Source organism: Sporosarcina aquimarina (assembly GCF_019748715.1).
Lineage (GTDB): Bacteria > Bacillota > Bacilli > Bacillales_A > Planococcaceae > Sporosarcina > Sporosarcina newyorkensis.
The window spans coordinates 1-13277 of sequence record NZ_JACLBZ010000040.1 but is presented as its reverse complement, the minus strand read 5'-3'; the positions used below and the strand labels follow the sequence as shown (position 1 = coordinate 13277).

20 protein-coding genes are annotated in these 13277 nt (G+C 38.8%); 6 read left to right on the top strand and 14 right to left on the bottom strand.

What is annotated here, in order from left to right; all coding sequences use genetic code 11:
- Positions 1-984: 984 nt before the first annotated feature.
- From H7J92_RS17220 to H7J92_RS17165, 12 genes are all read right to left on the bottom strand, one after another.
- Positions 985-1209 (bottom strand): hypothetical protein, encoded by a 225-nt coding sequence (locus tag H7J92_RS17220; RefSeq protein WP_221838243.1) that lies wholly within the window; start codon positions 1207-1209, stop codon positions 985-987.
- Positions 1206-1382, bottom strand: coding sequence for a hypothetical protein (locus H7J92_RS17215; protein ID WP_221838241.1), 177 nt, complete (start codon positions 1380-1382; stop codon positions 1206-1208). Before H7J92_RS17215 ends, H7J92_RS17220 begins: the two co-directional genes overlap by 4 nt.
- 14 nt (positions 1383-1396) lie before the next feature.
- On the bottom strand, positions 1397-1624 hold the full coding sequence (locus H7J92_RS17210; protein WP_221838238.1) for a hypothetical protein: 228 nt from the start codon (positions 1622-1624) through the stop codon (positions 1397-1399).
- A 37-nt stretch (positions 1625-1661) separates the two neighbouring features.
- Positions 1662-1883: a helix-turn-helix domain-containing protein gene (locus tag H7J92_RS17205; RefSeq protein WP_221838237.1), complete on the bottom strand. Its 222-nt coding sequence runs from the start codon at positions 1881-1883 to the stop codon at positions 1662-1664.
- Between the two features lie 270 nt (positions 1884-2153).
- Positions 2154-2489 carry a hypothetical protein gene (locus H7J92_RS17200; protein ID WP_221838235.1) on the bottom strand — a complete coding sequence of 112 codons (336 nt, stop codon included), beginning with the start codon at positions 2487-2489 and terminating at the stop codon, positions 2154-2156.
- Between the two features lie 121 nt (positions 2490-2610).
- Positions 2611-2787 (bottom strand): hypothetical protein, encoded by a 177-nt coding sequence (locus H7J92_RS17195; RefSeq protein ID WP_221838233.1) that lies wholly within the window; start codon positions 2785-2787, stop codon positions 2611-2613.
- A 543-nt stretch (positions 2788-3330) separates the two neighbouring features.
- Complete coding sequence (locus tag H7J92_RS17190; RefSeq protein ID WP_221838231.1) at positions 3331-4179, bottom strand: major capsid protein; 849 nt, start codon at positions 4177-4179, stop codon at positions 3331-3333.
- A gap of 111 nt (positions 4180-4290) precedes the next feature.
- Positions 4291-4866, bottom strand: coding sequence for a hypothetical protein (locus tag H7J92_RS17185; protein ID WP_221838229.1), 576 nt, complete (start codon positions 4864-4866; stop codon positions 4291-4293).
- A 1-nt stretch (position 4867) separates the two neighbouring features.
- Complete coding sequence (locus tag H7J92_RS17180; RefSeq protein ID WP_221838227.1) at positions 4868-5110, bottom strand: hypothetical protein; 243 nt, start codon at positions 5108-5110, stop codon at positions 4868-4870.
- Complete coding sequence (locus H7J92_RS17175; protein ID WP_221838224.1) at positions 5103-5567, bottom strand: phBC6A51 family helix-turn-helix protein; 465 nt, start codon at positions 5565-5567, stop codon at positions 5103-5105. The genes H7J92_RS17180 and H7J92_RS17175 overlap by 8 nt, the downstream gene beginning before the upstream one ends.
- A 13-nt stretch (positions 5568-5580) precedes the next feature.
- Positions 5581-6000, bottom strand: a complete 420-nt coding sequence (locus tag H7J92_RS17170; protein WP_221838221.1) for a hypothetical protein — start codon at positions 5998-6000, stop codon at positions 5581-5583.
- A 22-nt stretch (positions 6001-6022) separates the two neighbouring features.
- Entirely contained in the window at positions 6023-6247 is a 225-nt protein-coding gene (locus H7J92_RS17165; protein ID WP_221838218.1) for a helix-turn-helix domain-containing protein, read from the bottom strand.
- A 474-nt stretch (positions 6248-6721) separates the two neighbouring features.
- Here H7J92_RS17165 and H7J92_RS17160 point away from each other — a divergent pair, with 474 nt between their 5' ends.
- The 6 genes from H7J92_RS17160 to H7J92_RS17135 all read left to right on the top strand — a co-directional run bounded on the left by H7J92_RS17160 (position 6722) and on the right by H7J92_RS17135 (position 12067).
- A complete protein-coding gene (locus H7J92_RS17160) occupies positions 6722-7300 on the top strand; it encodes a hypothetical protein (RefSeq protein ID WP_221838214.1) in 579 nt (192 codons plus the stop codon).
- A 781-nt stretch (positions 7301-8081) separates the two neighbouring features.
- A complete protein-coding gene (locus tag H7J92_RS17155) occupies positions 8082-8636 on the top strand; it encodes a tyrosine-type recombinase/integrase (RefSeq protein ID WP_221838211.1) in 555 nt (184 codons plus the stop codon).
- Between the two features lie 745 nt (positions 8637-9381).
- Positions 9382-10662, top strand: a complete 1281-nt coding sequence (locus tag H7J92_RS17150) for a hypothetical protein (RefSeq protein ID WP_246603135.1) — start codon at positions 9382-9384, stop codon at positions 10660-10662.
- 4 nt (positions 10663-10666) lie between these two features.
- Positions 10667-10831: a hypothetical protein gene (locus tag H7J92_RS17145; RefSeq protein ID WP_221838204.1), complete on the top strand. Its 165-nt coding sequence runs from the start codon at positions 10667-10669 to the stop codon at positions 10829-10831.
- A 400-nt stretch (positions 10832-11231) separates the two neighbouring features.
- Entirely contained in the window at positions 11232-11711 is a 480-nt protein-coding gene (locus H7J92_RS17140; RefSeq protein ID WP_221838201.1) for a hypothetical protein, read from the top strand.
- A complete protein-coding gene (locus tag H7J92_RS17135; RefSeq protein ID WP_221838198.1) occupies positions 11711-12067 on the top strand; it encodes a helix-turn-helix domain-containing protein in 357 nt (118 codons plus the stop codon). Before H7J92_RS17140 ends, H7J92_RS17135 begins: the two co-directional genes overlap by 1 nt.
- Before the next feature lie 77 nt (positions 12068-12144).
- On the opposite strand, the gene H7J92_RS17130 is transcribed toward H7J92_RS17135, so the two are convergent.
- Together H7J92_RS17130 and H7J92_RS17125 are read right to left on the bottom strand one after the other, a co-directional pair.
- Positions 12145-12342 (bottom strand): hypothetical protein, encoded by a 198-nt coding sequence (locus tag H7J92_RS17130; RefSeq protein ID WP_221838195.1) that lies wholly within the window; start codon positions 12340-12342, stop codon positions 12145-12147.
- Between the two features lie 143 nt (positions 12343-12485).
- Complete coding sequence (locus tag H7J92_RS17125) at positions 12486-13202, bottom strand: hypothetical protein (RefSeq protein ID WP_221838192.1); 717 nt, start codon at positions 13200-13202, stop codon at positions 12486-12488.
- Between the last annotated feature and the right edge of the window lie 75 nt (positions 13203-13277).

Below are 13277 nucleotides of genomic sequence, written 5' to 3'. Positions count from 1 at the left end.
CCCATGTAAATTCTTTCATATTTTTGATATTTAATGCTTGACAAGTTCTTTAAAGGTTTTCAATACTAACAGATTGGCTATATGGTTCAGGCTTGGCTGGGCAGACTAATCCCGTTGAAAGTTTAAGGGATTAAAAATCTACCTACATACTAACGTCATGGAATAGGACGAGTATTGTCAGTTTGCATTAGACTGTCAAAGGCACAAAATGCCTTCTACATATAGCTTATAGGCTTGTACGCCATACGGTGTGTGTCCACGCCCGACACCGTTCTCTTTCGAGTAATTCGCTATATAATCCGCATTACTTCTGCTGTACAAAACGTACATTAGAAGAAATACCGTGAAACAGATTATGGAAGCATCACGCAACCACCCCTGTTTGACCCCCCGTACACTCTTTGCCGTCATTGTCTTGGTTATCATCAATAGTAGGATATACAACCCTGAATATACAACCTGTAAAGGCTATTCATGGGCTACCCCGTAGGCTTTTTTTATGCAAGGCTTGTGCCGCTTTACCTCGCTTACGTCAGACAGCTATATGCAATGATAGCCGTTATCCGAGTGTAAATTCTCTGCATGGGCTACACCAAACCCTGATTTTTATAGTGGTCAGCTACCACTTTTTGGACAACAAAAAACGCCGTTCCCTTGTGAGTTGCTTGTTCCACAAGTGAAGGCGTTTATCTGTTTCAAATTATCAAGATTTAAGCCTTGATAAAATGCCCGTGCGATAGTATACTTACAACTAACGCAACAAAGTTTGTGGTGATGCACAAACTGATATACCGCCCTGTGTTGTCGCACAAGGTGTAAGACGTTCCCGTTGAAGGCTTCCAACCAACAACACTATGGGAACGGCTTTTTTTTTTTGTTTCCGTTCGTATTAAGTTGGTTCTAATTTTATCAGTCATTGCATAGCTTGTCTATGTTTTTCTGAAAGTAAGCAAGTAAGCTTATAAGCTTAATAGATTGATTCTATCAATAAAATTCCCCTGAAGCCGTGTAATGCCACCAGTCGCCTTCTTTATAGTAAACCTTCAAACACTGTTCTTCTTCATCCCATAGAACCCGTGTGACGTTCTCAATGGAATGCTTTGCCCGTTCATCAGTGCCCATCATTTTCAGGTGCTTTGCGTGAACCCTATGAAAGAGTTCCTGCAATACATCAGGTAAGTGATTAAGCTGAAGCCCTGCCCCCGTCATTTTGTGTCCTCCAATCTGCTAAACCATTCATGCCCCTGCTGTTCAGCTTCTTCTTCCGTGTGTTCATCAAACGCTTCATACATGGCATCATAAAGCTTATCAGCCTGTTCCCGATTGAATCCCAACTCTTTACAAGCAAGAAGCATATAACCCAAAGCCTGCCTATTTTTCATCATGTGAACCCCCTTCAGATTGTTGGAAGTAGCTTTTTTCCAAGCACTGCATAAAACGCTTCTTTGCTTTCAAAACAGTTGGTATAGGCAATTACAAGGTCAAGATTCAATTGCGTAACGTCCTCAAATTTTAGAAACCAGCCGTTTTCATTTGGTTCTTCTGAATAGTCATCAAAGAGTTCCTGAAGCTTTTCGGATTTCTTTCCGATAGCACCTAAATCAATCATAAGAAATTTCTTCATTCCAGCACCGTCCATTTTTTGATTATTAATGTTCAATTCAATCAAAATTCAACATGTAAGAATTTGGGGCTTTCCCTTTCCCATCCCCTACCAAAATCAAATTATCTTCTTTCAATTCCTTCAGTTGCTTCTGAATTGTCAGGCGTGACATACCAGCAACATCAGCCAGCTTATCCAGCGTGACGGGCACGGGTTCATTTTCAGCACCCATATCCTTCAAGATGTAAAGCAGAAGCTTTTGATGCTTGTTTATATTCATCTTGTAAATCTGCAATAAATCCACCCTTTCAGTTGATGCTGGTACAGCTTATTTCCCGTCCATTCACTGCAATCTATTGATAGATGTGAACCAGCAACCGTATGAAGTTTTCTATATTAGTAAGCTTAAAACTAATACTACTAAAATGCAAGTATTATTTTAAATGTGAATGGTTGTGTGCTGAAGAATCCATATAGGGCACGGGCTGAAGCTGTTTCAGGCATAAAAAAAAGAAGCTGGTACGATTAAGCACCAACTTCACATCTATTATCAGCTATATTTTTCAATTAATTCTTTCACGGCAAGTGCTAACAAGGTTTCTTTATCAATCTGAACTTTGTCGGCAAAAGCATTGAATTGCTTTGAAACTTCTTTATGTAGAATTGTTTCTTTTGCATCTGCTTTTTCCTTTTCCTTTTTCTCATTGAATGCTTTCACGTATTCCCTAACGCATTTTTTACAGTGTGAACGCTTATCATTAAAGCCGTTCTTTTGGTATGAAAAGGAAGAAGCATCATGAATCTTCCCACATGAAGTGCATTCCAACTGTACAACTTCACCAGCTTCATTTGTAAAATACTTTCTACCGCTTTTTGTTTCATCCATTGTTAAACCGTTCATTCTGTATCATCCTTTTCTATTGTTTTATATCCCACCTAACCCAAAAACAACAAAGGGAAGAAATACAGACATAGCTTTCTTTAATAAAAAAAAGAAGCCCCATCAATCAGGCTTCCTGTTCTTCATCATCTTCATCATTTAATGACTTGAAAACTTCATCCATATCATAGACTTCACCACGTTCAAACTCTGCCCTTCCCCGTTCCATTGCTTCAATATCTTCGGGTGTCGGTTCATATTCAGGCAAGGAATCACGCCATTTTTTAATCTGTTCATCGTTCATGCCCCTTCATCCCCCTTGCTATGATTATACAGAAAAAGAAGCTGGAAGAATCCAGCCCCAGCTTCAGGTTTATCATTCTGCTTTCTCAAATGGTTGTTCGCAATCCATGCACATAATACGGACTTCTTTTGTGCTTCTCACTGAACAAGCACAAGACGGGCAAACCCATTTTATAGAATTTCCTTTTTTCTTCTTTCCTTCAGTGCCAAAATCAACACGGGAAAGATTGAAAACCGACTTTGAAAATTAATAATCAATTGCTTTTAAATAAAAAAAAGAAGCATCAGCTTTGACCGATGCCCCTTCTTTTGTAAAGGTGGTTGGGTGGAAGTATTGTTCATTAGAAACCTATCAGGATGCAAGAAGTCTGAACTGTTCTTACAACCCTATAACAACATCCCTGCAAGCTTCAGACACCTGCTGAAGGCAATATCAGAATCAGAATAAAATTACATAAAAAAAGAAGCCCCTACCGTTCAACAATCTGAACAGTAAGGGCTTTTAATTTGGGAATGTATTATAAGCTGTAAAGTGACTGAAGCTTTACAGTGAAATACCTTTCAAACGTGCCATGCCGTTAGGGTTGCAATCAATGATAGATACATACCATTCAATCAGCGTTTCATACATAGTGCCACGCAATCCATTATCAACGGCTGTCAATTCACCTGCTTGGATACCTGCAAGCCCTGCATCTTCACCAAACTTCACTGCATAGATGCTGTTATCAGGGATGAACATATCTTCTACAACCCCGATAGGAACATCTGCAAAGCGTTGTTGTGGTCGTCCAAAGGCATCTTGTCCAGCTTGAATGTAAGTGTTTTGTACCATGAATAGTCCTGTAAGTTTACGGCGTGTTTGCTTATTCATGAAAATGATATCCGCCCCACCCTGCACCTTATCTAATAGCTGGTGAATCAAACCACTGTGTAGAGGAAACCCACCTGCATCAACAACCTGATTGCCTGTAATACGCTTATTTAAGCCATCAAAAGCAAGTGGATTTGTTGCTGTATCGCCATTGAAAAACGTATCAGTGAAGGCATTTGCAATTGCCCGTGCCTTTGATGCAGTAGCTTCAGCCCGTACATTATGAATGTTTTGGGTAAGTTCAATAAAGCGGTCAACTTCTACTTTACTACCCAACAATGTAAGGCGTTCAACATGATTGGAATAAGTAGGGTTTTCCGTGATGTAGTCCTCATTGACTGCACGGAATGAAACGCCACCATCTGAAACTTCACGAATGAATGAATAAGCGTTTCCGTTTAAATTTGTGAATGGAAGCACTTCAAGAACCGCACTTTCACGGGCAATCGTTTCAATAACACCTTTCTTCAGTGGTGTGTGAATCATCTTGCTTGCTTCTGTTAATGTAATACCTGTCATAATAAAAAATCTCCTTTGTATTTAAAAATTGGCATTAAAAAAAGCACTGACAGTTATTTGTCAATGCTTAAACATGGTCATTATTTGGTTAGTGAATATTAATGTTCAAAATCATAAAGACTTCAGCACTTCATCAGCCGATACAACTGCACCGCCCCCGATTGTTTCGACTTTATCGGGTAAATATGAACTCGGCTGTTTTCCCATACTTACAAGGAAGTTTTCGTATCGGCTTTCTTCAGAAACGGCTTTTTCATACTGCTTCCCAAGTTCAGAAAGTCTGTTCAAATAGGCTTTTTTTGCATCGGCAATTTCTTGCTTAACAACTTCGATTTCTCCCAAATACTTTTGATTAAATTCGGGCTTTACTTCATCAATATTAGAAAGGATAGTATCAATATCTTCCGTTTTGTAAGTGGAAATTAATTGAATTTCATTTTGAAGGGAAGCCATCTTTTCTTGTAAGGAAGAAACAACTTTCTTTTGTTCTTCATAGGTTGCTTCAGATACTTCTTTAAGAACAGCCATTTTGTGATATTCTTTCAATTTCAACTGTTCATCTTGCATTTGAAGTTGAAGCTGAATAATAGTTTCTTGTTTTTCTTCAAGTGCAGTTTCATAATTATTGGAAGTCTTATCTACTTTGTTTAGTAAATCGCTGACAATCTGCTTGATATTTTTCCCCACATTATTCACCCTTCCCATCAAGTTTTGCGGTCAATTCCATGACGGCTTTAGATAGCACCTGAATAGCCTGATTCATTTCTGCTGGTGAAAGTTCCTGCATTGTTTCAGGTGTTCCTTCAGCTTGCCCTGCACCAGCTTCTTTTTCCTGCTGGTTCAATAAGTCGGCTTTGCGTTCCGCTTCCTTCTGCCGTGCCTGTGCTTGTTCCTGTACGCCTTTAAGAATATTAATGAATGGATTACTCATTTTTATCAGTTCCTTTCAATTTCGATAACAGGGAAGCTTTCTTTTCTTCTACTGTTCGGGTATCCACTTCAGCACCATCTTCAGTAAGTCCCATTTCTTTCATTTGCCGTTGTAAATCGGCTTGTCTTAGGTGGTCATTGGTTTGAAGATAAAGCTGAATCTCTTTTACACCAGCTTTATCAGCCGTTGCCATTGCTTCAATCTTCTTCTTCACAATTTCATAAGTTTTCCAGCCATCTTCTGACACCAATGCCCCACCCAAACTAATCAAGTAGCCTGCAAAGTCGGGATGTTTTTTCCATTCCGTCCATGTCGCTGTACTTTTCTTATACTTGGCACAAAATGCCCCTACTGTGATTCCTGTTTCGTGTCTTTCCTTTGTGTAAAGCTTTGCAAGCCGTACTTGTTCAGGTGAAAGACTTGTTGGAACAGGTACTTTTGAAAATCCATCATTCACGTTTACTTCCCCCTCAAACTTCAATCTTTGTAATGTGCTGGTGGCTTGCTTGTAAATTTCTATTTGCCACAAAAATAAAGTTTTCCATTTTCTGCTGAACATAATTTCTATAAAAGTTTGTTTCCAGTAGCTTTTTAATGAGAACAAGGCATCTTTTCACTCTGAAAAGGGTACTCATTTCACCCTGTAAATCTTCCAAGTCGCATAATGCCTTTGCTTTATAGCGTTGGGCAATCGCTGTATAAGAAGAAATGTGCCCTTTTTTATCTTTTGTATTGCCATGCCGTATAACATAATTGAAAGGCGTGTTTCTGATAGATTCAATTGCATTCGACAAAGCAAACTGCATTAATGGCATATCTTTTTTATAGCTTCCATCCAGCAACTTTTTCTGAATATAGTTCAGATTTTGAACGGCTGTATCAATCCCCATGTTCATTTCCCCCTGTTCAGCTTCAGACTTTTTTATTGATTACATTATTTAAGAAATCAATTTCTTCAATACCGATACCATTTTCAGCAAAGATTTCTTTCATTTTTCGCACGGTATCGGGTGAAGGTTTCAGCAAGCCCGATTCATATTTTGAAACTGCATACTGACTTTGCCCCAATCTTTCAGCCAGTTCATTTTGCGAGTAGCCTGAAAAGTGACGGCATAGCCCGATAAGTTTAGGTTTCATTGTTTCACTTCCTTCAGATTGGTTTTAAATTAAAACTAAATTACAAAGAGAAAAGGCATGAACCGAAGTCCACGCCAGCTTTCCCATCCACTTTACGTTGGTTACCGCCCGTTTCCAGCCAGTGAAGAAGAGAACATTCTACATACAGTGGAACTTGAAACCACTATAAGCACATGCAAGGTTCACGGTCTGTATCATTTCACCCTGTATTACCTTGTCATATATAGGGTGCGACTACGGGGGTGAAAGTAAGACAAATACCACTGAATTATTCAGGAAGAAGGGAAAGCCCCCTGCAATATTGAATAAGTCTAATAGTTGTTCAGTTGTTGGGTGTATGGTTATGATTATTTTTACAGTTGTTTTGTTGCTGGGTGGATGGTTAGGGTAAAAATACATAATGGGTTTGTTGTTGAGTGGGTGGTTGATAGGCAACAAACATTGAATGAACATTGATTTAAGGGGGTTTTGTAGTTGTCTGAAAGCTATTTAACGCTGAAACAGTTGGTTGAATTGGTGGATATACCTGAAAATAGCTGTAAACGATACCTTCAGGAACATGAACAGTTTTTGAATTATAGAAAAGTACATAATCGCTTCCAAATTCATGTTTCTGCCGTGGATACGCTGAAAACTATTAGAAGGTTGTACGGGGAAGGAATGCGGAAAGAAGGCGTGGATGAATACCTGAACAGTTCAGGCGTACCCGTCACCATTACGGTTGATTCTGAAGAAGGAAAAGACTTAATTTCCATTAATCAGGAATTGCAGGAAATGAAAAAGATGATGGAAATGCAGGTTCAGTTTAATCAAAGGATTGCCCAACAAATGGAAGCAGACAAGAAGGAAATGAAAGAAGCTTTCCAGCAAGAAATTCAGGAATTGAAAACCATCATAAATAGACAAGAATCTGAAAAGGTTTCTCAATTAAGAATCAGCATGGAAGAATCAAGAAAAGCCGTGGATAAGGCAACGGCAACCGCTGAAGCTTTAGCTGAAAGTTTGGAAGCTGAAAAGAATAAAGGTTTCTTCAGCCGATTGTTTGGAAAATGATTTGCATTAAAAAAATAGTAGCAAAATTTTCAAAGCCGATTTTGAATAATAATATTCAGTAAATCATGGATACCCCCTGCTGGTTGTTGGGTGGGTGCAGTGGTTTCTGTTGGTGCTGATAGATGCAGGGAAATACAGGCATGTAAAAAATGGTGTGTGTATTGTAGAACCGCTTAGGAAGGGGCATTGATACCCCCGTCCCCCGTGTACCCCGTTATCAGAATTTTGCCATTTGTTTATTTGAATATTATTAATCAACTAATCATCAGCAAGCATCATCATTCACTTCACTTGTTCAATCTCTTTCATTGCATCATCAGACTGTACAGCAAGCCACACAAGCAACGACAACAAAGCCTGAATACATTTGTATACCTTTGTCATACACACCAGCACGGGCACGCCTGAAGCTTCTGCTGTTGTGTTGCTGTTGGTGTGGTTGCATGGTGGTTGGTGGTGTGTGTGCTGTTGCTTCAGCATCCACTGCATAGGCTGGCTGGTGGGTGTGGGTGGGCATGTGGGGAATGACTGCCCTATGAAGCTACCCCCCTGAAATAAGTGCCCCCTTTAAACAGTACCCCCCCCCCCCATAAAAGAAGCACCCCCTTTTTAGATGCCCCCTATTTCAGAACACCCTACCCATAAAGTCGAGTGTATGGTTTTGATAAAACTGTACACTCATTTCAGCTATTCTATTGACTTCCCGAATAGATGGGTGTATTCTTGTATCAGGGTTTAAAAACCGTACACTCAAAAGGTTGATTTTAAAGGGGTTCTGAAAATGACAACAACACATATTGAAGATGTTCAGCCATTAAAAACAAGGGAAGCCATTGCAGATATGAAATGGTCACTTAAAAAATGGTGTGGTGAACGTGATTACATATTATTTACAATTGGTATTAATTCGGGGTTGCGTATCAGCGACTTACTAAAGCTGAAAACTGAAGATTTGAAGGGGAAAAAGTCTATTAAGATTCAGGAAAAGAAAACGAAAAAGCCCCGTACAATTCACCTTGATGCTATCTATGATGAAATACAGTCCTATATCGCTTCTAACACTTCTGAATGGATGTTCCCAAGTAGGCAAGGCATTAAGCCCATCAGCCCCACACAAGCATACAGGCAACTTGTAAAGGCTGGTGAAATGGTTGATATAGATTCAATTGGAACGCACACCATGCGGAAAACCTTTGGTTATTGGCATCATAGAACGCATAACAATCTTGCACAATTGCAGGGCATCTTGAATCATTCCAGTTCTCAAATAACATTGCGTTATATAGGTATGACTGAAGAAGAAGAACGGGAAAGCATCATAGCACTAAACTTGTAAGGGAATGGGCTTCTGCCTGTTCCTTTTCTTTATGTTCAGGCACATCATCAGGCTGTTCAGATTGCCCTGTATGCCGTTCTGTTTATTTTCCTTAATCAATACAAAGGAAACCGTTAGAAAGCCATACAGGACGTGCTACAATCGTTATTATTGTAAAGCGAAAACACTTGACAGGCTATTTCCTTTCACATGCACGGGCTTCATAACATGGAAGATTTAACCCGTTTTCACCAGTCAATTTACTGATTATTAGACACAATTCAGACACATTTACAATGGCAACAACATTTCTCACTGCTTCATACGGTACTTGATTAGTTATTTTAAGTGGGTATGCCTGTATTACGTTTGTTTACAGGTGTTTACTACATCTGAAAGTTAGACCGTAACAAGTCAAAACATTCTTCTCGTTGTCACTCGAAGCATCAATAAAGAATCCCCCTTCTTCTTTACTCTGAAAATAAGCCCCCTTCCCCTTTTCAGAATACAATTCATTTTCTTCATGATGGGGAAGCTTGCCTTCCCTTGCGAAGCAACAATAACGGTATCAGTGTATCTTTATTTTTTATATACTCTTCTCTTTAAGGGAATGTGCTGAAAAGCCCGTCATATCAACGTTTATAGCACCCCTTTACTAAGCTTGAATAGTAAAGGATTTTTTTCAACAACAAAATAAGTCTGTTTTCTTCCTATCTGTTGTTTATGGGTTAGATGTTACTCATGCAATTGAAGGGAAGATATGGCAATGAATCTTGTAAAGCCAACACAATTCTTGACCAAAAAGTCTATAAAAGTAATTGACAGTATTATGGGAAGTGGGAAAAGTTCATGGGCTATCCAGCATATGAACAACGCACCTGCAAGACAAAAATTCATCTATATTACACCGTTCACGGATGAAGTGGACAGAATTATTACAAGTTGTGACAAAAGAGAATTTGTTCAGCCTGTAAATGATGAAGGAACAAAGCTGGAAGATATAAAACGCCTTATTGCTGAAGGTGCTGACATTGCATCAACTCACGCACTTTTCCAGCGTGTAGATGCTGAACTGTTAGAATTGTTAGAAATCGAAAATTATACTTTGATTTTGGATGAAGTCATGAACGTGATTTCCCCATTAAGCGAATATACAAAATCAGATTTGAAGCTTTTGTACAGTGAAGGAATTATAACAGTGGATGATGGGGGCTTTGTGCATTGGAATAGTCCTGATTATGACAGTGACGGGTATTTCACTAAAATCCGCAACCTTGCCAATTCAGGAAACTTGATGATGTATGAAGATGAAGATGGTCAACCCGTTGTGCTGTATTGGACGTTTCCAGCCGAATCTTTCCACTGTTTTGATGATATTTATTTGTTGACATATCTTTTTGACGGACAAATACAACGGGCATATTTTGACCTATTCAAAGTCAACTATATTTATCATTCAGTTGCTAAAATTGATGGCGTTTATCAGCTTACTGAATATAAGCAGGGGCATAATAAACAGCTTTCACACATCAGAAACAACATTACCATTTACACACCAGCACCAGCCGATAAAAACGATATGAACAAAGTGGGAAGCAAGCGGAATGATTTCAGCGTGGGGAATCTGAAAACAAGGAAAAACCAAACTGCTGTATTAAAAGTAATAAAAAATCATGCTTATAACTTCTACCGTAACAAATGCAAAACCACGGCTGAAGATGTTATGTGGACTACGTTCAAAGAAGCTAAAGACATACTGCAACCCGTGGGGCTTTCTGATTCATTTGTTGCCGTAAATAGCAGGGCTACCAATCAATATCAAGATAAATCTGTATGTATTTATTTGGCAAACCGTTTCATGAATCCCGTAACAAAGAATTTTTTCTCTAAACATGGCGTACAGGTTGATGAAGATACCTTTGCCCTTTCTGAACTGCTTCAGTGGTTGTTTAGAAGCCGAATCCGACACGGGCAACCTATAAGCGTGTACATTCCTTCAAAAAGAATGCGTGACCTTCTGACAGATTATTTAGAAGGTGGGGTGTGAAATCATGCAAAAACAAGATGTTAATAGGCAAAGCAAGTTCAGCCCATATGCTTCAGTATTATCTGAAGGTTTTACCGCTGAAGATGCTACACCGCCCCGAATGCCTATGAGTAAAATGGCAAAGGTAAAGAACCCAAAGAACATTTTATATAAAGCATATCAGAAATAAACGTCTTACTTATGTACCCCGTCACGCACCTATTAGTGGGAAATGGTAGCTGTGCTGTCTGCCTTTTCCCACCTCCCAATAAGTTTTAGTAGTGCTGTACAGATTACTTCAAACCGTGGACATGGAAAGCCTTGCAAAACTTTCTTTGTTCAGGTCGGCTTGAAAAAAGTGCCCTTGTAACTGCTTCTTTAACGGACTGCAAACCGTTGAACAAGTGGAAGCAAGGGCACTTTTTTTGTGCCCATTTATGCTGACTGGGATTTAATTAGTTCTAAACGAACAATTTCATTTTTTTCTTTAGAAGTACGGTTATAATCAAAGAAAAGAGTGTATAATAAAAGGGGGATATATCTCAAAAGGTATAAATTGTTTGACAACTTGTATCTTTTGCGGTCATACTATGGGTAAACTAATATTTGTAACTAACCTTTCAGGAATTAAAGAAGTTAAAGAAGATATTGCCGATATTGTTGCAAAAGCTAATGCTGGTGATACCGCTTATCAAGCCGTGGCGATGTACATTGCCCAAGCGTTGGAATACGTCAAAGATATAGACATTCCAACGGGGGACAATGCTTACTTATTAGGATGGAATGCCCCTCATATTTGGGAACCTGACAGAACATTAACATTTCATATTGTGAAAAAAGCTGTTTCACAACCTTCTGTTTTTGAGTTCCGTATCAACTGGAATCCCTTATATTTCAGGGCATTGTTTTTCGTGGATGATGTAGACCAAGAACAATATAAGTTTTTAGTCCGTTCACTAATGAAAGATGAAAAGAATCCACCCGAATTACAACAAAAGATAAATGAAACAGAACTTGTTGCCATGATGTATAAAACAAATCCTTCAAGATACTTAAAGGAGTGGTCTTAATGACTGACTATAACCAAGATTTCAATGAAGTTATGGAACTTTTGCAAACTGTCCCAGGCGTTACTGAACACCTTAATAGCCTTCAGGTCAGGTTAGGCAAGGAAATTCTGAAACGTCGAATGGAATTAGGATGGACACAATCCACCTTGGTAAAGAACTGTGCTTTACAGGGTATCTCCATTACTCAACCCATGCTTTCCAAAATGGAATCGGGTATGAAAAACATTGAAGCAAGAACCTATCAGAATGTGATTAGTGTTCTTGGAGGAATTGAAGAACTGGATATAAAATTCGGTCCAGTTCCGAATAACCTTCCTTCAGTTCAAAAAAAAAGCAAGGATTTGATGATGGTATAAACTACCACTAATTTCTATTGATTCCCCTTCACAGGGGGATTTTTTTTGTACCTATTTTTAAATGGTGATTTTGAACATTAATTTTCAATTCCCTTATCCATTCGCTTCAGCATTTCCAGCCGTAACTGTCCCACATACTTACTTTCAGAATCAGAATACAGGGGAAGCTTTGCATATCCGCTGTACACTTCCAGTAGTTCCCTGTTTTCCATATCTTCAGGACGTACCCTGTCAGGGTTATCTGCCCTGTACCGTTCCCCTTTGTTTGTTCTCAATAGAATCAACCCCCTTCCCAAACCATTCAGAATGCCCTGTATGGAGTTTTAGCTTTCCACCTAACAAATATTCACGGATAGAATTAAAATGCCGTGTGTGAAGGCGTGTGAAGCTGTGTAGCGAGTTATTGCCTATAATATAATTATAGAGAAAAGTTTTCCGCTGAAGTAGCTGAAACAACCAGCATATTAAAACGGTTCAGCCCTAATTCTTGGGAAGCAACAAACACGCTGTAACCATCGACAATTATATGAGAAACTTCTCTTCCCTTTTTAACACGTTCAACAACAATATTATGTCCTGAAAAATTCCCCTTTTCTTTATAAGAAGCTTTTTTTATTGCAACTTTTTCAGTATTCGGTTCGATAAAATAGTCTGGTATTTCTAAACTGTCTAACTTCAAAAAACGTTTACCAACTACCCAATATTTCACGCCTTTAATTTTCAAGGTATTTTCTTTTCTCTTTTCCGCATAATAAACAACCTTACATATATTTCCTTCGTGGTCTGTGGAAATGCTGAAAATAGCCTTGGATTTATCCCAGTTCCAATATTTCCTATAATTCTTCCCATGTTCAACAAGTGCAATCCCCAAAGGAATATTCTCCAAAAACACTTCAGCTTGTGCCCGTTCCCACCCTGTTATTACAACACATTTTGAAACAATTTCTTCAGATGCTTTGAAAAACGGTCTTTCCTTCCCCTGCAAACAATCAGGGCACACCATCAAAGATGCCCCGTTTTCCCCTTCAATGAAGCTGACAACCCTTTTATCACATCTTTGCCCACACTTCTGACACGCCCCATCTAATTCCTTATGTATCAGCTTGATTTCTTCAAATGTCTTTGATGTATTCATCTTGCATATCCCCTTTCTTCAATATCTTCTTATATTCCTATATACCACATTTATCAGTGAATCCTTTAAGAACGC